We start from the raw sequence: 20,621 nt of genomic DNA on the forward strand, positions 1-20,621 counted from the left end.
CACCCGGCCGGCGGCCGTTTCCCACGGCCGGGGTGGGCTTCTCCCGGGGGAGCGGAACCGTCGCGTCGGCGTTGTGGGCAGCATCGCCTTTCCCGGTGGGAACGCAACGGGCGTGCGGATGCCGTAGACGGTGGGGGTGGTCCGACACGGAGACTGGGTGCCGTGGGGGCGGTGCGGTGATCCACCGGGGGGAGCGAAACCGTCGGCCGCGGGCAGGGGGACGCGCAGGGGGGCGTGTTCGGGACGTAAAGCGTCGCAACTCGCGCGAAGCGCGGTGAGGAAAGCAGTCCCGGACACGCCCACCGGAGCGGCACCCGGACACCACCGGATACGGACCCGGCCACGCCCAAGACGCCCGGCCCGAAGCGCCGGGCCACGCCCGGAAGCGCACCCGGACGCCACGCGAAACAACTGCGGGCCACGCCCGGCAGCCGCAGCAGGGGGTGTGGGGGCGAGGCCCCCACACCCAGCGCTACGCCTCGCGCTGCTGCGCAGCCGCCGCCTTGCGGGCCTCCTCCGCGCGTTCCTCCGCCTCCATCTCGGCGAAGACGTCGATCGGCGGCGGAGCCTTCGCCAGGAAGACCCACGTCAGGTAGACCGCCAGCAGGAACGGCGGGATCTTCAGGGTCACCAGGACCCAGCCGAGCTGCGTCGTGTCCGCCCACCAGTACAGGGGGAACAGGATCGCGCACTTGGCGAGCAGGATCAGGCCCCAGGCCCAGCTGGCCTTGGCGTACGCCTTTTTGCGGCCCGGGTTGCGGGTGCGCCAGGAGAGGTTCTCCTTGAAGACCGGGCCGAGCATCAGGCCGATCAGGGGAACGCCCGCGAGCGTCGTGACGATGTACGCGAGCGCCAGGCCGAGCGTGTACAGCATGCCCGGCAGGTAGAAGTCCTTCGCGTTGCCGGTCATCATCGCGAACACGACGCCGAAGGCCACGCCGAAGACGCCGCTGAACGCGTGTTTGACCGTGTCCTTGCGGACGAGCCGGACGGCCACCAGCACCAGCGCGGTGGCGAGCGCCGCGATGGCGGAGACGTGCAGGTCCTTGTTGATCGTGTAGATCGTGACGAAGAGCAGTCCCGGCAGGACCGTCTCCACCATGCCGCGCACGCCGCCGAATGCTTCGAACAGCGCGGCCTCCGTCACGGCTTTCGCGTCGGTGTCCTGCTGATCGTTCGTGGGGGTCGGCTTGTCGACAGACGCCACCGGCTACTCCTGTCCGAGTGGTCGGAGTTCGTATTTGGGATTGAACAGCACCCGTCGACCGTGGCTCATCGAGATCCGGCCCGATGCGATCAGTCTGCGGCCCGGCTCTATGCCCACGATGGAGCGGCGGCCGAGCCAGACGACGTCCAGCGGTGCCGTGCCGTCGAAGAGCTCCGCCTCCAGTGCCGGCACGCCCGCCCGCGGACGCAGGGTGACCGTGCGCAAGGTACCAGTCACTCTGACGATCTGGCGGTCGTTGCATTCGGAGATGCGGATACACCCCGATGCCTGTGCGTCCTCCTGGAGCTCCTCGGACTCGATGTCCTGCTGCGAGCTGGAGAGCCGGTCGAGCATGCGACGGAAGCGGCCGGCCGGTTTGGCCGCCTGCTCCTTCGCCGCCTTCGCGGAACGGGGTACGGCGCTCATACAGAAAGCCTACCGGCCGCCACCAGGGGCAAATCAACGTTCGAAGCGGTATCCCATGCCGGGTTCGGTGACGAAGTGCCTGGGGTGCGAGGGATCGGCCTCCAGTTTGCGGCGCAACTGGGCCATGTAGACGCGCAGATAGTTCGTCTCGGTGCCGTAAGAGGGGCCCCAGACCTCCTGGAGCAGTTGCTTCTGGCTGACGAGGCGCCCGGTGTTGCGCACCAGCACCTCCAGCAGATGCCACTCGGTCGGCGTCAGGCGCACGTCCCGGCCCTCCCGGTGCACCTTCTTCGCCACCAGGTCGACGGTGAAGCCCTCGGTCTCGACGCTCGTCGCGTCGTCCTCTCCGCCGACGGGCTCCGCCCTGCGGACGGCGGCGCGCAGCCGGGCGAGGAGTTCGTCCATGCCGAAGGGCTTGGTGACGTAGTCGTCGGCTCCGGCGTCGAGGGCCTGGACCTTCTCGTCGGAGGAGTGGCGTGCGGACAGGACGAGGATCGGGACGCGGGTCCAGCCGCGCAGGCCCTTGATGACCTCGACGCCGTCCATGTCGGGCAGTCCGAGGTCGAGGACGACGACGTCGGGGTGGCGGGCCGCGGCAAGTTCGAGGGCGGAAGCGCCGTCGGAGGCAGCGTCCACCTCGTAATTGCGCGCCCTCAGGTTGATCACGAGGGCACGTACTATCTGCGGCTCGTCGTCGACCACGAGCACCCGGGTCATCTGCTGCCCGCCTTTCCGCCCCTGCGGGCTGATTCCACTGCTGGTGTGTACGCGGCCGGCCGTCATGGGGTGGCCTCCGCGGGCAGGCCGGCTCCGGTCACCGCGTGGCCGGGGACGGCCTCGAGGGTGAGGACCATGGTCATGCCGCCGCCGGGCGTGTCCTCCGCCGTCAGCGTGCCGCCCATCGACTCCATGAACCCCCGTGCGACGGCGAGCCCGAGACCGACGCCCGCGCCGCGCGGGGCGTCGCCGTAGCGCTGGAACGGTTCGAAGATCCGCTCCTTGGCCTCGTCGGGTACGCCCGTGCCGCGGTCCGCGACGCGCAGTTCGACCCGCTCCCCCAGGGCGCTGGCGGCGACCGTGACGGGGGTGCCGGCGGGACTGTACTTGACGGCGTTCTCGACGATGTTGGCGACGGCCCGCTCGAGCAGCCCCCGGTCCACGGCCACCATCGGCAGTGTTTCGGGGATGTCCAGTTCGACGCTCTCGGCCGGTACGCCGACGAGCGCGAGTGGAATCACCTCGTCCAGCCCGGTTTCGCGGATGAGGGGTGCGACGGTCCCGGTCTGCAGCCGCGACATGTCGAGCAGGTTCCCGACGAGGTGGTCGAGGCGGTCGGCGCCCTCCTCGATGCCGGCCAGCAGTTCGGCCTCGTCCTCGTCGGACCAGGCGACGTCGTCGGACCGGAGGGAGGAGACGGCGGCCTTGATGCCGGCCAGCGGGGTGCGCAGATCGTGGCTGACGGCGGCGAGCAGGGCCGTGCGTATCCGGTTGCCCTCGGCGAGTTCGCGGGCCTGCTCCGCCTCGCCGACCAGACGCTGCCGGTCCACGACGACGGCGGCCTGGGTGGCGAACGCGGCCAGCACCCGGCGGTCCTCCGCGGGCAGCACGCGGCCGGACAGGGCCATCGCCATGTGGTCGCCCACCGGCATGTCCACGTCCGCGTCGTCCGGGCGGACGGCCGGCGCAGGTCCGACACTGGCCGTGCGGGTCCACGGGTCGACGTCGCTCTCCCGCTCCAGCAGCGCGACTGACTCCATGGCGAAGGTCTCGCGTACGCGCTCCAGCAGGGCGTCCAGCGCCGTCTCGCCGCGCAGGACGCTGCCGGCGAGGAACGAGAGGATCTCGGACTCGGCCCGCAGCCGGGCCGCCTGGTGCGTGCGCCGGGCGGCCAGGTCCACCACGGAGGCCACCGCGACGGCGACCGCGAAGAAGATCACGATGGCGACGAGGTTCTTGGGCTCGGCGATGTCGAGCGTGTGGGTCGGCGGGGTGAAGTAGTAGTTCAGCAGCAGCGAGCCCACGCCGGCGGAGGCGAGGGCGGGCAGCAGCCCGCCGAGCAGGGCGGAGATCACCGTCAGGAAGAGGAAGAGCAGGACGTCGTTGGCCAGGCCAGGCCCGTTCTCGAGGCTCGTGAGCAGCAGCGAGAGCAGCACGGGAGCGACCACGCCGACGAGCCATCCGGCGATGATCCGGGAACGGCCGAGGCGGGCGCCCCGGGCGCCGGGCAGGCCCCGGCCCTTGCCCGCCTCGTCGTGGGTGACGATGTGGACGTCGAGGTCGGGCCCGGAGTCCCTGGCGACGCTCGCGCCGACACCCGGACCGAAGAGGTACTGCCATGCCTTGCGGCGGCTGGAGCCGAGCACGATCTGCGTCGCGTTGACGCCGCGTGCGAACTCGAGCAGCGCGGAGGGTACGTCGTCGCCGATGACGTGGTGGAAGGTGCCGCCGAGGTCCTCGACGAGGGTCCGCTGGATGGCGAGTTCCTTGGGCGAGGCGGAGGTCAGTCCGTCGCTGCGGGCGATGTAGACGGCGAGGATCTCGCTGCCGGAGCCCTTGGCCGCTATGCGGGCTGCGCGGCGGATGAGGGTGCGGCCTTCGGGGCCGCCGGTGAGGCCCACGACGATGCGTTCGCGTGCCTGCCAGGTGGAGCGGATGTTGTGCTCGCCGCGGTATTGCTGGAGGTACTCGTCGACCCGGTCGGCGAGCCAGAGGAGCGCGAGTTCGCGCAGGGCGGTGAGGTTGCCGGGTCGGAAGTAGTTGGAGAGCGCCGCGTCGACCTTGTCGGGCTGGTAGATGTTGCCGTGCGCCATACGGCGGCGCAGTGCCTGCGGCGCCATGTCGACAAGCTCGATCTGGTCCGCCCTGCGGACCACTTCGTCGGGGATGGTCTCCCGCTGCCGTACGCCGGTGATCGTCTCGACGACGTCGCCGAGTGACTCCAGATGCTGGATGTTGACGGTCGATATGACGTCGATGCCCGCCGCGAGGAGTTCCTCGACGTCCTGCCAGCGCTTGCCGTTGCGGGAGCCCGGAACGCTGGTGTGGGCGAGTTCGTCGACGAGGGCGACCGCGGGGCGGCGTTCCAGTACGGCGTCGACATCCACCTCGGTGGACACGGCGTCGCGGTAGGTGATCTCGCGCCGCCGGATCTGCTCGAGCCCGTGCAGAAGTACTTCGGTGCGGGGCCGGTCGTAGGTCTCGACGAAGGCCACGACGCAGTCGGTGCCGCGCTCCACACGGCGGTGCGCCTCGGAGAGCATGGCGTACGTCTTGCCGACGCCCGGTGCCGCGCCGAGGTAGATCCGTAGCTTGCCGCGTCCCATGGCCTCATTGTCTTTCGAACACTGCCTTGCGCAGCGTCGACCTTACGTCGAACAGAACGGGCGAAGCGGTCGGTCCGGGACTCCGGGGTGCGTATTGACGCGATTCTGATGCGGCGGGCGACGGGGTGCGCGAGGGCCTCTGTGCGGCGAGCGCGGCGACCGGTTCAGTGGCGGCCGGCCATGGGCTCAGTGTTCGACGAGCTCGCCGTCGCCGAGTTCCAGCACCCGGTCGGCGAGCCCCAGGAGCTGGGGGTCGTGAGTGGCTACGAGGGCCGTGACGCCCTCGCCGCGGACGACCGCCCGCAGCAGTTCCATCACGGCCAGGCCCGTCTCGGCGTCGAGCTGGCCGGTCGGTTCGTCCGCGATCAGCAGTGCGGGCCGGTTGGCCAGCGCGCGGGCGATGGCGACGCGCTGCTGCTGGCCGCCGGAGAGCTCTCCGGGCCGCTGTGCGGCGTGGTCGGCGAGGCCGACCAGCGCGAGCATCAGCTGGACGCGCTCCTCCCGCTCGCGCGGGTCCGCCTTGCGCAGCCGCATCGGCACTCCGACGTTCTCCGCGGCGGTCAGGATCGGGATCAGCCCGAACGACTGGAAGATGAAGCCGATCCGGTCGCGCCGCAGCTCCAGCAGCCCGTTCTCGCCGAGCTCGGACAGGTCGGTGCCGTCGACCGTGATACGGCCCCGGTCCGGGGAGTCGAGCCCTCCGACGAGGTTGAGGAGCGTCGTCTTGCCGGAGCCCGAGCGGCCTTTGAGCGCGACCAGCTCTCCGCGCGGGATCTGGAACGACACCCCCCGCAGCGCGTGGACGGCCGCGGCGCCGGTGCCGTAGGAACGGTGCAGATTCTCGACCCGCACCATGGGCCCGCGTGCCGGATCCTCGACGACGGCCGTGCCGGACTGCGCGCTGCTGCTCTCGGTCATCAGGAGTCCCCCCGGCTGTGGATCGTGTCCGGCTCAGTATGTGCGGGGGGCATGTGGCCGGGCAACGGCCATGCGGTCAAGGCCGCTTGCGGGCGGGGGCGCGAGGGTGCGGCCCGTCCGCCTGAACGCCGACCGGGCCGTACCCCCGAGGGGTACGGCCCGGTTGGTTCTCGGCACTGTCGTGACGGCGGAGCCGTCAGCGGACCTCGGTGATCTCGGGGCCGCGCTGGAGCTGGCCCATACCGCCCGAGAAACGGGAGCCCTCCTGCTCCTCCTGCTGCACGCCTTCCGGCACCATCTGCGCGTCGTCCGGCAGCTTGAGGACGATCGGGTCGCGCGGCGCCATGGGGCCTTCGCCGCGCAGGACGACGGTGTCCCGGAAGATCTGCTCGAGCAGACCGGCCGCCTGCGGCTGCACCGCGCCCTGACCGGAGATCACTCCGCGCAGGAACCAGCGGGGGCCGTCGACACCGACGAAACGGACCATCTGCACGCCGCCCGTGCCGTCGGGCAGCTGCACGGGCACCTGGGCCCGCAGCTCCCAGCCGAGCGGGCCCTCGACCTCGTCGATGATGCCGCCCTGCTGGGTGATGCCGGAGGCGATCTCCTCGCGGACCTCGCCCCAGATGCCTTCCTTCTTGGGCGCTGCGAAGGCCTGAAGCTGAACTGCGCTGTCGCGCAGCACCACGGTGGCCGCGACGATCGCATCGCCGGCGACCTCGACGCGGAGCTCCATGCCCTCGACTCCGGGCACGAACAGGCCGCCCAGATCGACCCGGCCTTCGCCGGGCCTGGAGACCTCGGAGACGTCCCAGGGGCCGTCGGGCCTGGGCGCCGGCGGAAGGTTCACCCTGCGGGCTCCGCTCTCCTCGGCGTCCGTGTCGAGCTCGGCAGACTCGTCGGCGACTCGCTCGGCCTCGCCCGCTGCGTCCGCCGCGTCCCTGGCGGAACCACTCTTCTTGCGACGTCCGAACACGTCACTGTCCTTCCCGGTCGGATACGACCGAAGCGTATCGGTTCCCACCCGTAGAGCCGTCCACAGCGGCATGACCGCCGGTGGACCCGAAGCCCCCCTCGGCCCGCGCAGAGCCGGGAAGCTCCGCCACCTCGTGGAAGCGCACCTTCTCGACCTGCTGGACGACCAGCTGGGCAATCCGGTCGAACCGTTCGAACCGCACGCTCTCGCGTGGATCCAGATTGACCACGATCACCTTGATTTCCCCACGGTACCCGGCATCAATCGTCCCTGGGGCATTCACGAGGGCGACTCCGCAGCGGGCCGCGAGCCCGGAGCGGGGGTGTACGAAGGCGGCGTAGCCGTCGGGGAGGGCGATCGAGACCCCGGTGGGCAGCACCGCGCGCTCCCCGGGGGCGAGTTCGGCGGCCTCGCACGTCACCAGATCGGCGCCGGCGTCACCGGCGTGCCCGTAGGCGGGCAGCGGCACCTCCGGGTCCACTCGCCGGATCAGTACATCGACGGGGGAGCGCATCAGGGATTCACCTCGAAGGCGCGGGAGCGCCTGACCTGGTCGGGGTCGGCCATGGCGGCCTGGATCTCCGCGGGGCGGCCGTTCTCGATGAAGTGGTCGACCTTGACCTCGACGAACAGGGCAGCCGCCCGGACGGCCACGGGCCCGTCGGGGCCGCCGATCCGCCCGGTGGCGGTGGAGTAGATCTTGCGTCCTGCCACGGCGGTGACCTCGGCGTCGAGGTACAGCACGGTATCGACGGGCACGGGACGGACGAAGTCCGTCTCGAGCTTGCCGGTGACCGCGATGAGCCGAAGCAGCCAGTTCAGGGAGCCGAGTGTCTCGTCGAGGGCGGTGGCGAGCACGCCGCCGTGCGCGAGGCCGGGGGCTCCCTGGTGCGCCGGCCTGACGGTGAACTCGGCGGTGACGCGTACACCTTCCTGCGCCCGGGCCTCGAGATGCAGGCCGTGGGGCTGCTCCCCGCCACAGCCGAAGCAGTGCCCGTAGTGCGAGCCGAGAAGTTCACCCGGGGCGGGCGCGTCGGGGTGCCTCACCGGCGGCTTGGCGTCGGCCGGCGGAGTCAGGGCCTTGGAAGCGGCGGGGGTTCCGGGGTCCGCCCCCCGGTCGTTCGCGTTACTCACAGGCGCAGACCCTACCCGCGCGGCTACCCGCCGGTCACACCGTGCCAAGCTTGGATTCATGCAGCCTTCCGCCCCGCAGTACGCAGAACGTCTGACCGCACCCCGTTCGTGGTGGGTCGTCACCGCCCTTGTCGCCGTGTCGGGCGCTCTGATCCTGCTGCCGCTGGGGACCCTGCCCATGCTGGGCGGTCTGATCGGCGCCGGCGCGCCGGCGGCCGCACTGGTCAGTTCCTACGGCTCCGCCCGTATCCGGGTGATGGCCGGGTCGCTGGTCGCGGGAGACGCCCGGATCCCTGTGGCGGCGCTGGGCGACGCGGAGGTACTGGACGCGGAGGAGGCGCGGGCCTGGCGCCTCCACAAGGCCGACCCGCGGGCCTTCATGCTGCTGCGCAGCTACATCCCGACGGCTGTCCGGGTCGAGATCACCGATCCGCAGGACCCGACCCCCTATGTCTACCTGTCGACGCGGGATCCCGAGGCGCTGGCGGCCGCTCTGACGGCCGTACGCGCCGCCTGACGGACCCTGGCCGTCGCTGCCCTGGGGGGTCAGGCGGGACCGTCAGGGCCCAGCCCGGGAGGGAGCTCGTGCGGGTCCAGCGGGTTCTTGGGCTGCTCCAGCGGGGGCAGCGCGGGAAGCGCGTCCCACGGAACCTGCTTGCTGCGCAGGTCGCTGCGGACCCTGCCCGCGAGCTTCCTGGTGTCGCGGCGGTTCATCACGGCGCCGACGGCGGCGCCGACCATGAACGGCATCAGGTTGGGCAGGTTGCGCACCATGCGCTTCATGATCTGCTGCCGCAGCTGCCGCTTGAGCTGAATGCCCATCGAGGCGTTGTACGTCGAGGGTTTGGTGACCTCGATCCCTCGCTCCTGGGACCAGGCGTTGAGATACGCGATGCTGCGTTCCCTCAGATCGCCGGGCGCCCGCAGGCCGTAGACCTCGTGGAGCTCGGCGACGAGTTTCAGCTCGATGGCCGCCACGCCCACGATCTCCGCTGCGAGCTCGGTCGGCATCGCCGGCGGCACGGGCATCATCGCGGCGGCGCCGATGCCGGCACCGACGGTGGAGCTCGCGTTGGCCGCTCCCGCGACCAGCTTGTCGGCAAGCTGCTCAGGGGTGAGACCGGGGAACTGCTTGCGGAGCTTCTCCAGGTCGCGCACCGGGATGCGCGGTGCATTGTCGATCAGGGTGTCGGCAATGCGGGTCAGCGCGGCCTTGGCGCTCTCCTTGCTATTCGCCAGACGCGTCCTGGCTCCCTGTCCGCCCTTGGTGACGCCGCGCCTGACGGCGGCCAGGCTCCGGGCCCTGGTCGGGGGCCCTGCCTGGCCTACTGCCTCGAGCGAGGCCGGCAGGCCCCGCTCCGCATCCTCGATCATCCCAGGCGGCAGCGACGCGGCCGCGCCCTCCGTGGACGCGTGTGCGTCCGGCAGTGGGCCCGTACCGCCCTGGTGCGCCTCCGGCTTCTCATGACGCCGGAAGCGCCGCTTCCCGGACGGTTTCTCGCCTGCCACGGGCGGCCTGCCTCAGTCGCAGTCGCGGCAGATGGGCTGACCGTTCTTCTCGCGCGCCAGCTGGCTGCGGTGGTGCACGAGGAAGCAGCTCATGCACGTGAACTCGTCGGCCTGCTTGGGCAGGACCCGGACGGCGAGTTCCTCGTTGGACAGGTCAGCTCCGGGGAGCTCCATGCCCTCGGCGGCCTCGAACTCGTCCACGTCGACGGTCGAGGTCGACTTGTCGTTCCGCCGGGCCTTCAGTTCTTCAAGGCTGTCCGAATCGACGTCGTCGTCGGTCTTGCGTGGGGTGTCGTAGTCCGTTGCCATGTCGCTCTCCCCCTCTGGGTGGTTGCGGTGTCTCAGCGCACGTAACGCGTGAGAGGCCGGACTTGTGCCCGACCTGAGGCGGAGATTTTGCCTCACATCAAGGTCTGTTACTCAATCGACACCCAACCGGAGCTCTCGAGAGGGATCGGGTTGGATGGCGATGGGGACCGTACACGGTCCGGGGAGGCGCTTCACGAGCGCCACCCCGTGTACTTCCCGTGATGTCACCCCCTGGAAACCCGGGCTTTTCCCGACTTTTCGCAGGATCCTTGATCACGGAGAGTGGAAGGACCGGATTCGACCCATGTGATCGATCGCACATCTATTCGCCGGAGGCCGTTTCCGAAAATTCCGCTTAAAGCGAACGACAGTCCGGGCCTCAGAGGGGAAGGGTGACGCGCATCACCAGGCCGCCTCCCTCGCGGGGCACCGCCGAGATACGTCCGCCGTGGGCGCGGGCGACCGACCGGGCGATGGAAAGCCCCAGGCCAACCCCCTTGTCGCTGCCCGTGCGCTCCTGTCGGAGCCGTCGGAACGGCTCGAAGAGGTTGTCGATCTCGTACGCCGGGACCACGGGGCCCGTGTTGGTGACCAGCAGGACCGCATCGCCGTGCTCGACCTCCGTGGTCACCTCCACCCAGCCCTCCTCCGGGACGTTGTACCGGACGGCGTTCTGCACGAGGTTCAGGGCGATCCGCTCCAGCAGGACACCGTTGCCCTGGACGACGGCAGGCGCGCGCTCACCGCGTACCTCCACGCCCTTGGCGTCGGCCTCGGCGCGGACCTGGTCGATGGCGCGCGAGGCGACCTCCGCCAGGTCCACCGGCTTGCGCTCGACGATCTGGTTGTCGCTGCGGGCGAGCAGCAGCAGACCCTCGACGAGCTGTTCGCTGCGCTCGTTGGTGGCCAGCAGGGTCCTTCCCAGCTGCTGGAGTTCCACCGGTGCCCCGGGGTCGGAGAGGTGGACCTCCAGCAGCGTGCGGTTGATCGCCAGCGGCGTGCGCAGCTCGTGCGAGGCGTTCGCCACGAATCGCTGCTGAGCGCTGAAGGCGCGCTCCAGCCGGTCCAGCATCTCGTCGAAGGTGTCGGCGAGCTCCTTGAGCTCGTCGTCGGGACCGTCCAGCTCGATCCGGCGGGACAGGTCCGAGCCGGCCACCTGCCGGGCGGTGCGGGTGATCCGGCCGAGCGGCGACAGGACCCGGCCGGCCATCGCGTATCCGAATGCGAACGCGATGATGCTGAGGCCGAGCAGCGCGAACAGGGAGCGTCGCAGCAGGTCGTCCAGGGCGAGCTCGCGCTGGTGCGCGAGGCATGCGGAGACGGCCTGGTTGAACTGCTCGCCGGAGCCCTCCTCGGGAAGCGTGCACCAGTCCGTGGTGGGCTGGACCTTCCCCTCGACGATCTTGAAGGGCAGTTCGGCCACACCGACGTTCAGCGCCTGCGCGGTGAACAGATAGATGATCGACAGCAGCAGGATGCCCGCGATCAGGAACATCCCGCCGTAGAGGAGTGTGAGCCGTATCCGGATGGTCGGCCGCAGCCACGGGCGGACCGGCTCCCTGGGGTCCCAGGTCGGCTTCGGAGGCGCCCCTGGAGGCGCGGGGACGGTGGCCACCCCGATCAGATCCGGTAGCCCGAACCGGGCACCGTGACGATCACGGGCGGCTCGCCGAGCTTGCGGCGCAAGGTCATCACGGTGACGCGCACGACGTTCGTGAACGGGTCCGTGTTCTCGTCCCATGCCTTCTCCAGCAGCTGCTCGGCCGAGACGACGGCACCCTCACTGCGCATGAGCACCTCCAGGACCGCGAACTCCTTCGGAGCGAGCTGGATCTCCTTGCCGTCCCTGAAGATCTCGCGGCGGTTCGGATCGAGCTTGATGCCGGCGCGCTCGAGGACGGGCGGCAGCGGCACCGTCGTACGGCGCCCGAGCGCGCGCACACGGGCGGTGAGCTCGGTGAACGCGAACGGCTTGGGCAGATAGTCGTCGGCGCCAAGTTCAAGGCCCTCCACGCGGTCGCTCACGTCACCCGCGGCCGTCAGCATCAGCACCCGGGTGGGCATGCCGAGCTCGACGATCCTGCGGCAGACGTCGTCGCCGTGGACGAGCGGGAGGTCGCGGTCGAGCACCACCACGTCGTAGTCGTTGACCCCGATGCGCTCCAGGGCAGCGGCGCCGTCGTACACGACGTCGACCGCCATGGCCTCCCGGCGCAGTCCGGTGGCCACCGCATCGGCGAGCAGCTGCTCGTCCTCGACGACGAGTACGCGCACGTCGCTCTTCCTCTCTCCGGAGCCCGTCAGGGGTGACAGGGCAGGTCTGCGCACTGACTGTGCGGATCCATCCTGCCCGTTACGCGCGTAAACCGGATGTAAGTCGAACGGTCCCGACCTGCGGCCCGAGGAATGACGAGGATTTGCGGGACAGTTGAGGTTTCCGGCCGGGAAGCCCTGGGGAGGACGACTGAACACCTCGATCACGCCCTGTATGTGGCACACCACGACCTGTTGCAGGGTTGATCAACCCACCGTCGGCACACCCCCGTGCCACCGACCTACGACGAGGGGCGCATCATGGATGCTTTCACTGCCGGACTGCTGCAGCGCATAAAGGCCGCCGAGACCGACCTCACGATCGCTCGGGAGACGGGCGACGATTTCCTCGCGGATGTCGAGCAGGCAGAGCTGGACGACCTGCACCGCCTGGCCGCCGAGCACGGGGTGAACCTCACGGCAGCCTGACACTCACGCGAGCACACCGCGTGCGAGGGGCCTGGCACCGCTTCTGCGGCGCCAGGCCCCTCGTGCATTCGGGGTCGTGCGAACCTGACGCCCGCGCGAGCGTCCCGTGCATCCCGAGGTCGTGCCCAGCGGGCCGGCTCCGCCCCGCCTCTTCCCGTAACCGGAGGCTCGGGGCGGAGTCCCCGAGCCCCACGCCTCGGTCTCCCCCACGGCCTGGCGGCTGTCGGGCCGCCACCCGCGCGGGCTGACCCCGCGGAACGGCATCAGCCCATTCAGGGGACACGCTCGCGGCCCCGGCGGCCTACGGGACTCCCGGGCCCCGCGCGTCAGCCTCGCCCTACGGCCCGGTGGCTGTGGAGGCACCACCCGCAGCGGGGACTGATCTCGCGGAACGAGTCCGACACGCGGCCGCCAGGCCACAGGGGCCGGCCTACGGAGAACTCCGGACACCGCGTCTCGCGCCGGGGTCCGGGCTTGCCCGCCGCGTGGCGGAGCCGCACAGCCCTGCCCCGTGGGGAGGGCGGCACGAGGCAGAGCCGCACACGCGCCTGCGGTGTCAGTCGTGCCAGGCGCCCAGGTGTTCCAGGAGGTCCTGGAGGGGTTCGAAGACACCCGGTGGCGCGGCGATCGTCAGCGCGCCGGACGGCGGCTCGCCGGGACGGCCCCCGGTGCGTGCGCCGGCCTCACGGGTGATCAGGTCGCCCGCTGCCAGGTCCCATGGGCTGAGCCCGCGCTCGTAGTAGCCGTCGAGGCGGCCCGCCGCGACGTCCGCCAGGTCGATGGCCGCCGAGCCGCTGCGCCGGATGTCCCGCAGTTGGGGGATCAGCCGCTGGGCGATGTCCGCCTGGTGCGAGCGGACGGTGTGGACGTAGTTGAAGCCGGTGGAGACCAGTGCCTGGTCGAGCGGAGGCGCCGGCCGGCACCGTACGGGCCGGTCGTTCAGGTACGCCCCGCCGCCGAGCACCGCGCGGAAGGTCTCGCGCCGCATCGGGGCCTCGACAACGCCGACCACCGTCTTGCCGTCGAGCTCCGCGGCAATGGAGACCGCCCACGTCGGCAGCCCGTACAGGTAATTGACCGTGCCGTCGAGCGGGTCGATGACCCACCGGACTCCGCTGGTACCGACTGTGGACGCGCCCTCCTCGCCCAGGATGCCGTCGTCCGGGCGGTGCTCGGCCAGGATGCCGGTGATCAGTTTCTCGGCGGCGATGTCCATCTCCGTCACGACGTCGATGGGGCTGGACTTCGTCCTGGCGACGCCCAGGTCGTCGGGGCGGCCGTCCCTGAGCAGTGCGCCGGCCTGGCGAGCGGCCTCCAGAGCGAGGGCCAGCAGTTCGGACGCCGACGGGTCGGTCACGGAGTCGGTCACGGAGGTCTCCTTCACGCGTACGGGCTGTCGGCACCGGCCGCCGCGGGCTTCGGTGCACGCGCCGGACAGCAGCCGATCGGGCAGAGGTCGTGGCTCGCGCCGAGGGCTCCGAGCGCACAGCGCTCGGCTGCGATGCCCCGCTCCGTCGCTGCCCTCTCCAGGACGAGATCGCGCACGGCCGCCGCGAACCGCGGGTCCGCGCCGACGGTCGCGGAGCGGCGGACCGGCAGGCCCAGCTCGGCGGCCTTGGCGGTGGCCTCGGTGTCGAGGTCGTACAGGACCTCCATGTGGTCGGAGACGAAGCCGATGGGGACCATGACCACCGCGGGCGCGCCCGAGGCGTGCAGCGCCTCGAGGTGGTCGCAGATGTCCGGCTCCAGCCAGGGGATGTGCGCGGCTCCGCTGCGGGACTGGAAGACGAGCTCCCAGGGGTGCTCGACGCCGGTTTCGTCGCGCAGGGCGTCGGCGATCAGCCGGGCCACGTCCAAGTGCTGGCGGACGTAGGAGCCGCCGTCGCCGTGCTCGGACGCGGGGCCGGAGGAATCGGCCGCGGCGGTGGGGATGGAGTGCGTCGTGAAGGCGAGGTGTGCGCCGGCGCGGACCTCTTCCGGCAGGTCGGCCAGCGAGGCAAGGACGCCGTCGATCACCGGGCGTACGAAGCCGGGGTGGTTGAAGTAGTGCCGCAGCTTGTCCACGTGCGGCAGCTCCAGACCTTCCGCCTCGAGCGTGGCCAGGGCCTCTGCGAGGTTCTCGCGGTACTGGCGGCATCCCGAGTAGGAGGCGTATGCGCTGGTCGCGAGGACGGCGATGCGCCGGTGTCCCGCGACGGTCATCTCCCGCAGGGTGTCGGTGAGGCAGGGCGCCCAGTTGCGGTTGCCCCAGTAGACCGGCAGATCCAGACCGTGCTCGGCGAAGTCCTTGCGCAGCGCGTCCAGCAGGGCGCGGTTCTGGTCGTTGATGGGGCTGACGCCGCCGAAGAGGAAGTAGTGCTGACCCACTTCCTCGAGCCGTTCCCTCGGGATGCCGCGGCCGCGGGTCACGTTCTCCAGGAACGGGACCACGTCGTCCGGGCCTTCGGGGCCGCCGAACGAGAGCAGCAGAAGGGCGTCGTAAGGAGCTGGATCGCGCAGATCGGACATGAGTCGATCCTGCCACCCCCCTCGGGCACCGGAAAAACCGCGGTGCGCGGACGGAGGGCCGGCGCGTAATCTGTGAAGGCTGCTCATACGCCTTACCGGAGTCCCTGTTGGTCAGTCCGTACCGCGCGATCTTCGCCACCCCCGGCGCCCTGGGGTTCTCCGCCGCGGGCTTCCTCGGCCGGATGCCGCTGGCCATGATGGGCATCGGCATCATGACCATGATCTCCGAGCTGACCGGCCGCTACGGCCTGGCCGGCACGCTCACGGCCGTCCTCGCCCTGTCCGCGGCCGTGCTCGGTCCGCAGGTCTCGCGCCTCGTCGACCATCACGGCCAGCGCAAAGTGCTGCGTCCGGCGACGCTGGTCACCACGGCTGCGGTAGCCGGGCTGCTGATCTGCGCCCAGCTGGGGGCGCCGGACTGGACCCTCTTCGTCTTCACGGCCGCCGCCGGGTGCGTGCCCAGCGTCGGCGCGATGACCCGGGCACGCTGGGCGTCGCTGCTGCGGGGTTCACCGCGCGAGCTGCACACCGCGTACTCGGTGGAGTCGATCATCGACGAGGTGTGCTTCATCTTCGGCCCGATCTTCTCCATCGGTCTGTCGACGCTCTGGTTCCCGGAGGCGGGCCCGCTGCTCGCCGCCGCGTTCCTGCTGGCCGGTGTCTGGTGGCTGACGGCGCAGGGCGCCACGGAGCCGAAACCGCACCCGGCGGAGGAGTACACCAGCGCCAGCGCCCTGCGCTCCCCCGGTCTGCAGGTGCTCGTCGCCGCGTTTGTCGCCACCGGGGCGATCTTCGGAGCGGTCGACGTGGTCACGGTGGCGTTCGCGGAGGAGACGGGACACAAGTCGGCGGCGAGTTGGGTGCTCGCGGTGTACGCGCTCGGCTCGTGCCTCGCGGGCGCCGTCTTCGGCCTGCTGCACCTGAAGGGCGACCCGGCCCGGAGGTGGGTGCTGGGCGTCTGTGCGATGTCCGTGAGTATGATCCCCCTCCAACTGGCCGGGAGCCTGCCGTTCCTGGCCGTGGCGCTCTTTGTCGCGGGCCTTGCCATCGCGCCGACGATGGTGACGACCATGGCCCTCGTCGAGGCGCACGTACCACGCAGCAAGTTGACCGAGGGCATGTCCTGGACGAGCACCGGGCTCGCGGTCGGCGTCGCTCTGGGGTCCTCGGCCGCCGGCTGGGTGGTCGACGCGCAGGGGGCTGCTGCGGGGTACGCGGTGCCCGGCGTTGCGGGAGTGTTCGCGGCCCTGGTGGCGTTCCTGGGGTACCGCCGGCTGCGCAGGCCGGTGCCGACGCGGGAGGGGCAGCGTGAGCAGCGTGATCAGGACCCGGAGGAGCGAGAGCAGCCAGTGGCGTAACTGGGCGGGGACTGTCGCTTCCAGGCCGTCGAGGGAAGCGCGCCCTGCCTCCGTGGAGGAGCTCGCCGACACGGTTCGCGAGGCGGCGCAGGACGGCCTGCGGGTGAAGACCGTCGGTACGGGGCACTCCTTCACGGCCATCGCCGCCACCGACGGCCTGCTGATACGCCCCGATCTGATGACGGGTATCCGGCGGATCGACCGGTCGCAGATGACCGTCACCGTGGAGTCGGGTACTCCGCTGAAGCGGCTGAACACGGCCCTCGCCCGTGAGGGCCTGTCGCTCACGAACATGGGCGACATCATGGAGCAGACGGTGGCGGGGGCGGTGTCGACCGGCACGCACGGCACGGGCCGTGATTCGGCGTCCGTGGCCGCCCAGATCAGGGGCCTCGAACTGGTGACGGCGGACGGTTCCGTACTGACCTGTTCGGAGAAGGAGAATCCGGAGGTCTTCGCGGCGGCCCGGATCGGCCTGGGCGCGCTCGGGGTCATCACGGCGATCACGTTCGCCGTGGAGCCGGTCTTCCTGCTGACGGCGCGTGAGGAGCCGATGGCCTTCGACCGGGTCCTCGACGAATTCGACGCGCTGCACGCGGAGAACGAGCACTTCGAGTTCTACTGGTTTCCGCACACCGGCAACTGCAACACCAAGCGCAACAACCGCAGCGCGGGCCCCGCGGACCCGCCCGGCCGGATCGGCGGCTGGATCGAGGACGAGCTGCTGTCCAACGGGGCCTTCCAGGTGGCCTGTTCGCTGGGCCGCGCGGTGCCGGCGGCCATACCCGCGATCGCCAGGGTCTCCAGCCGCGCGCTGTCCGCCCGCATGTACACGGACATCCCCTACAAGGTCTTCACATCTCCGCGCCGGGTGCGGTTCGTCGAGATGGAGTACGCGCTGCCGCGGGAGGCCGCGGTCACGGCGCTGCGCGAGGTCAGGGCGATGGTGGAGCGCTCGCAACTGCGGGTGGGCTTCCCGGTGGAGGTGCGTACGGCTCCGGCCGACGACATCACGCTCTCGACGGCGTCGGGCCGGGATACCGCGTACGTCGCCGTGCACATGTACCGCGGCACGCCGTACCGGTCGTACTTCACCGCGGTGGAGCGGATCATGACGGCTCACGGCGGCCGCCCGCACTGGGGCAAGATCCACACGCGGGACGCGCAGTACTTCGCCGACGTGTACCCGCGGTTCACCGAGTTCACCGCGCTGCGCGACCGGCTCGACCCGCAGCGGATGTTCCAGAACGCCTACCTGCGCCGGGTACTGGGCGACTGACCGTTCTGGAAACCGTCGCCCGCGCCGGCCTCCGCGCCCGGTCCCGGCGCCGGGCCGCTGCCGGTCGGGGCTTCCGTGCCCGGGGTGCCCGACGGGGTCGGCGTCGGTGCCGGGTCGCCGCCGAGCCCGTGTCCCAGGGGGACTTCGTAGCCGGTGACGGCGGTCATGGCGACGCCGAAGACGGCGCGGCCGCGACGGCCGGACGCTTCCAGCCCCTTACCCGTGCGCCACGGATGGTCGATGAGCCGAACTCACCTTCCCCGACGGCGTTTCGAGGCACCGGCCGCACCAACTCTCCTGGGCTGCACGGTCGACTGATTGCGGCCTTCCTGTGATTCCGCCCCGTCCTCCCGCTTCTGTCGCGTCTTCAGCCTCTGTTTACCCTTCTTTCCGCCATGCACCAGATAGGGACATATGAGCGAAGCGAATAGTTCCGTTTCTGCCGTTTCCGTGAAGCACAACACCTGGTCACCCTGCGTTCGGGCACACAACTCCCGCCCCCCTGGAGAAGTTCGGCGGCGCGGCGGTCCACCTCCATGGCCCGAATGGAGTACTGTGGCGAGCCCTGGGACCGGCCTCCCTCATGATGTCGGGACCCCAGGTAGGGGGCCGAAATTGGCACTCGATCCGGCGGCGCCGCGGCGAAGCACGGTGATCTATCGCTCAGAGTGACCAAACGATCACACTGAGTGCCGAATAGGTAACCGTGCCATAACGGCGATCCAGGGCAGCTGCCCGACACGCCGGGCAACTCGGCAAGGTTGTGGCAGGCTGCACCCGGGCAGGCCACACTCGACTAGCGGAAGCAGCGACGCAGGTGACGTCGGCAGGCACCACCCGGGAGGTCCCCATGCCCGAACTGCGTGTCGTGGCCGTCTCCAACGACGGCACACGACTGGTGCTCAAGGCTGCGGACAGCACGGAATACACGCTTCCGATCGATGAACGGCTGCGCGCAGCCGTGCGCAACGACCGCGCCCGCCTCGGCCAGATCGAGATCGAGGTGGAGAGCCATCTCCGCCCCCGTGACATCCAGGCGCGTATACGCGCCGGCGCCTCCGCGGAGGAGGTCGCTCAGCTCGCCGGCATCCCCGTCGACCGGGTGCGCCGGTTCGAAGGGCCGGTACTCGCCGAGCGCGCCTTCATGGCGGAACGCGCCCGCAAGACTCCCGTACGCCGCCCCGGTGAGAACACCGGACCACAGCTCGGCGAGGCGGTACAGGAGCGGCTGCTGCTGCGCGGCGCCGAGAAGGACACCGCGCAGTGGGACTCGTGGCGCCGCGACGACGGCACCTGGGAGGTCCTGCTGGTCTACCGGGTGGCGGGCGAACCGCACTCGGCGAGCTGGACCTACGACCCGCCGCGGCGGCTCGTCCAGGCCGTCGACGACGAGGCGCGTGCGCTGATCGGCGAGACCGACGACACGATCGCGCAGGAGCCGAGCTTCCCGTTCGTGCCGCGGATCGCACGGCTGCCCAGGGACCGGCCGCTCGACCGTGCCCTGGACCGGCAGATGGACCGCCCGGCCATCGGCGTGCCGTCGGCCGACGGGGACGGCGACGACGAGCGGGACTCGTTGACGAGCCTGCTGGAGGCCGTGCCGAACTTCCGCGGTGACATGGTCGTACCGGAGCGGCCCGCGCCACCGGAGCCGGCGGCCATCGAGCCGGCACAGGAGCCGGAGGCCGAGGAGGAGCCGATCGCGCCTGCCGCGTCGGCCGGTGCCGGGTCGGCGTACGCGGACGTACTGATGCCGCGTTCCGTCGCGGGCCACCGCGACCGGCTGACGGGGACCACGGACCGGCAGGCCGAGGCGGACGGCGTCCGCCCCGGCCGCCGCGCCGCCGTACCGAGCTGGGACGAGATCGTCTTCGGTACGCGGCGCAAGAAACAGGAGTGACGAACGTTTCGCACAGGGCCGGCCCCGCCGCAGGGGCCGGCCCTTCCGCGTGTGGGTCAGCCCGGCTGCGGGCCCGTGGCCACCGGACGGTCGGGGTTGTGGGACCACTCGGACCAGGATCCCGCGTACAGGGCGGGCTCGAAGCCGGCGAGCTCCAGGGCCACCGCCTGCTGGGCGGCCGAGACACCGGATCCGCAGTAGACACCGACGGGGCCCGTGCCTGTTCCTGCCCCGAGCCCCCGGAAGCGGGCGGCCAGCTGCTCGGCCGGGAGGAAGCGGCCGTCGGCGTCGACGTTATCCGTGGTCGGCGCGGAGACCGCGCCCGGGATGTGCCCGGCCACCGGGTCGATGGGCTCCACCTCACCGCGGTAGCGCTCTCCGGCACGGGCGTCGAGCAGGAGCCCGTCGCGGGCCATTGAGGCCGCGTCGTCGGCATCGAGCAGCGGCAGCGCGCCCGGCTTCGGCTCGAAGGTGCCCGCGGCGGGAGAGGGAATCACGGTGTCCAACGGGCCCGTCCACGCGGCGAGTCCGCCATCAAGGACCCGTACGTCGCCGTGTCCCGCCCAGCGCAGCATCCACCAGACGCGCGCCGCGCCCCAGCCCTTGTCCCCGTCGTACGCCACGACCGGGGTGTCGGGAGAGACGCCCGCCCGTCGCATCGCCGCGCCGAAGGCCGCGACGTCGGGCAGCGGGTGCCGGCCGCCGGGTCCGGGCGGACCGGCCAGTTCCCCTTCCAGGTCCACGAAGACGGCGCCGGGGATGTGTCCGGCCTCGTAGTCGGGCCGTCCGTGCGGCCCGCCCAGCTGGTAGCGGACGTCCAGCAGCACCGGCGGGGTCGGGCCGGCGAGCTCGTTCGCAAGATCGGCTGCGGAGATGATCGGAGTCATACGGCCATCCTCGCGCACCGGCGTGTCGCACGGTAACGCGGTCGAAAAGGATTTGCCGCTACAAAAAGGGCAACCTCCGGCGGGAACCCGCCATATCCGGCGCGGCCCGGGCGCACTGCGCCCTGGGGGGTGACACCATCTGCTC

At 71.0% G+C, this 20,621-nt stretch carries 21 protein-coding genes; 5 read left to right on the forward strand and 16 right to left on the reverse strand.

Annotated elements, in window-relative coordinates; translation table 11 throughout:
* Nucleotides 1–472: 472 nt before the first annotated feature.
* The 8 genes from ACZ4SA_RS12290 to ACZ4SA_RS12325 form a co-directional block, all read right to left on the reverse strand.
* A complete protein-coding gene (locus ACZ4SA_RS12290; RefSeq protein ID WP_468272900.1) occupies nt 473–1,207 on the reverse strand; it encodes a DUF3159 domain-containing protein in 735 nt (244 codons plus the stop codon).
* A 3-nt stretch (nt 1,208–1,210) separates the two neighbouring features.
* Entirely contained in the window at nt 1,211–1,633 is a 423-nt protein-coding gene (locus ACZ4SA_RS12295) for an OB-fold nucleic acid binding domain-containing protein (RefSeq protein WP_468272902.1), read from the reverse strand.
* A gap of 33 nt (nt 1,634–1,666) precedes the next feature.
* Nucleotides 1,667–2,350 (reverse strand): response regulator, encoded by a 684-nt coding sequence (locus ACZ4SA_RS12300; protein ID WP_468272905.1) that lies wholly within the window; start codon nt 2,348–2,350, stop codon nt 1,667–1,669.
* Between the two features lie 62 nt (nt 2,351–2,412).
* Nucleotides 2,413–4,956, reverse strand: coding sequence for a DUF4118 domain-containing protein (locus tag ACZ4SA_RS12305; protein ID WP_468272907.1), 2,544 nt, complete (start codon nt 4,954–4,956; stop codon nt 2,413–2,415).
* A 186-nt stretch (nt 4,957–5,142) separates the two neighbouring features.
* Entirely contained in the window at nt 5,143–5,874 is a 732-nt protein-coding gene (locus tag ACZ4SA_RS12310; RefSeq protein WP_468272910.1) for an ABC transporter ATP-binding protein, read from the reverse strand.
* A gap of 196 nt (nt 5,875–6,070) precedes the next feature.
* Complete coding sequence (locus ACZ4SA_RS12315) at nt 6,071–6,850, reverse strand: DUF3710 domain-containing protein (RefSeq protein ID WP_468272913.1); 780 nt, start codon at nt 6,848–6,850, stop codon at nt 6,071–6,073.
* A 1-nt stretch (nt 6,851) separates the two neighbouring features.
* Nucleotides 6,852–7,364 carry a dUTP diphosphatase gene (gene dut, locus ACZ4SA_RS12320; RefSeq protein WP_468272915.1) on the reverse strand — a complete coding sequence of 171 codons (513 nt, stop codon included), beginning with the start codon at nt 7,362–7,364 and terminating at the stop codon, nt 6,852–6,854.
* On the reverse strand, nt 7,364–7,984 hold the full coding sequence (locus tag ACZ4SA_RS12325; RefSeq protein WP_468272918.1) for a PaaI family thioesterase: 621 nt from the start codon (nt 7,982–7,984) through the stop codon (nt 7,364–7,366). The genes dut and ACZ4SA_RS12325 overlap by 1 nt, the downstream gene beginning before the upstream one ends.
* 58 nt (nt 7,985–8,042) lie before the next feature.
* On the opposite strand from ACZ4SA_RS12325, the gene ACZ4SA_RS12330 reads away from it, so the two are divergent.
* On the forward strand, nt 8,043–8,501 hold the full coding sequence (locus ACZ4SA_RS12330) for a DUF3093 domain-containing protein (protein WP_468272922.1): 459 nt from the start codon (nt 8,043–8,045) through the stop codon (nt 8,499–8,501).
* A 29-nt stretch (nt 8,502–8,530) separates the two neighbouring features.
* Here ACZ4SA_RS12330 and ACZ4SA_RS12335 read toward each other — a convergent pair whose 3' ends face one another.
* The 4 genes from ACZ4SA_RS12335 to ACZ4SA_RS12350 form a co-directional block, all read right to left on the reverse strand.
* Nucleotides 8,531–9,493 (reverse strand): hypothetical protein, encoded by a 963-nt coding sequence (locus ACZ4SA_RS12335; protein ID WP_468272924.1) that lies wholly within the window; start codon nt 9,491–9,493, stop codon nt 8,531–8,533.
* 12 nt (nt 9,494–9,505) lie between these two features.
* The gene (locus tag ACZ4SA_RS12340) at nt 9,506–9,802 is read right to left on the reverse strand and encodes a DUF4193 domain-containing protein (protein ID WP_005310959.1); all 297 of its coding nucleotides are present in this window, start codon (nt 9,800–9,802) and stop codon (nt 9,506–9,508) included.
* Between the two features lie 379 nt (nt 9,803–10,181).
* The gene (locus ACZ4SA_RS12345; RefSeq protein ID WP_468272927.1) at nt 10,182–11,417 is read right to left on the reverse strand and encodes a sensor histidine kinase; all 1,236 of its coding nucleotides are present in this window, start codon (nt 11,415–11,417) and stop codon (nt 10,182–10,184) included.
* 5 nt (nt 11,418–11,422) lie between these two features.
* Nucleotides 11,423–12,076: a response regulator transcription factor gene (locus tag ACZ4SA_RS12350; protein WP_468272930.1), complete on the reverse strand. Its 654-nt coding sequence runs from the start codon at nt 12,074–12,076 to the stop codon at nt 11,423–11,425.
* A gap of 300 nt (nt 12,077–12,376) precedes the next feature.
* Between ACZ4SA_RS12350 and ACZ4SA_RS12355 the strand changes: the two genes are divergently transcribed.
* Entirely contained in the window at nt 12,377–12,544 is a 168-nt protein-coding gene (locus ACZ4SA_RS12355; protein ID WP_189888452.1) for a hypothetical protein, read from the forward strand.
* Nucleotides 12,545–13,100: 556 nt separating this feature from the next.
* On the opposite strand, the gene ACZ4SA_RS12360 is transcribed toward ACZ4SA_RS12355, so the two are convergent.
* Nucleotides 13,101–13,901, reverse strand: coding sequence for an inositol monophosphatase family protein (locus ACZ4SA_RS12360; RefSeq protein WP_468273147.1), 801 nt, complete (start codon nt 13,899–13,901; stop codon nt 13,101–13,103).
* A 23-nt stretch (nt 13,902–13,924) separates the two neighbouring features.
* The gene (locus ACZ4SA_RS12365) at nt 13,925–15,052 is read right to left on the reverse strand and encodes a ferrochelatase (RefSeq protein ID WP_468272932.1); all 1,128 of its coding nucleotides are present in this window, start codon (nt 15,050–15,052) and stop codon (nt 13,925–13,927) included.
* Nucleotides 15,053–15,159: 107 nt separating this feature from the next.
* Between ACZ4SA_RS12365 and ACZ4SA_RS12370 the strand changes: the two genes are divergently transcribed.
* Together ACZ4SA_RS12370 and ACZ4SA_RS12375 are read left to right on the forward strand one after the other, a co-directional pair.
* Nucleotides 15,160–16,410 (forward strand): MFS transporter, encoded by a 1,251-nt coding sequence (locus ACZ4SA_RS12370; protein WP_468272934.1) that lies wholly within the window; start codon nt 15,160–15,162, stop codon nt 16,408–16,410.
* On the forward strand, nt 16,361–17,689 hold the full coding sequence (locus tag ACZ4SA_RS12375) for a D-arabinono-1,4-lactone oxidase (protein WP_468272936.1): 1,329 nt from the start codon (nt 16,361–16,363) through the stop codon (nt 17,687–17,689). The genes ACZ4SA_RS12370 and ACZ4SA_RS12375 overlap by 50 nt, the downstream gene beginning before the upstream one ends.
* Here ACZ4SA_RS12375 and ACZ4SA_RS12380 read toward each other — a convergent pair.
* The gene (locus tag ACZ4SA_RS12380) at nt 17,662–17,856 is read right to left on the reverse strand and encodes a hypothetical protein (protein ID WP_468272938.1); all 195 of its coding nucleotides are present in this window, start codon (nt 17,854–17,856) and stop codon (nt 17,662–17,664) included. The two genes, ACZ4SA_RS12375 and ACZ4SA_RS12380, sit on opposite strands and share 28 nt — an antisense overlap.
* Nucleotides 17,857–18,539: 683 nt before the next feature.
* On the opposite strand from ACZ4SA_RS12380, the gene sepH reads away from it, so the two are divergent.
* Nucleotides 18,540–19,589 (forward strand): septation protein SepH, encoded by a 1,050-nt coding sequence (sepH, locus tag ACZ4SA_RS12385; RefSeq protein ID WP_468272941.1) that lies wholly within the window; start codon nt 18,540–18,542, stop codon nt 19,587–19,589.
* A 56-nt stretch (nt 19,590–19,645) separates the two neighbouring features.
* Here the strand turns inward: sepH and ACZ4SA_RS12390 are convergent, their stop codons facing one another.
* The gene (locus ACZ4SA_RS12390; protein WP_468272944.1) at nt 19,646–20,476 is read right to left on the reverse strand and encodes a sulfurtransferase; all 831 of its coding nucleotides are present in this window, start codon (nt 20,474–20,476) and stop codon (nt 19,646–19,648) included.
* Between the last annotated feature and the right edge of the window lie 145 nt (nt 20,477–20,621).

This window comes from Streptomyces sp. NPDC027962 (assembly GCF_055566095.1).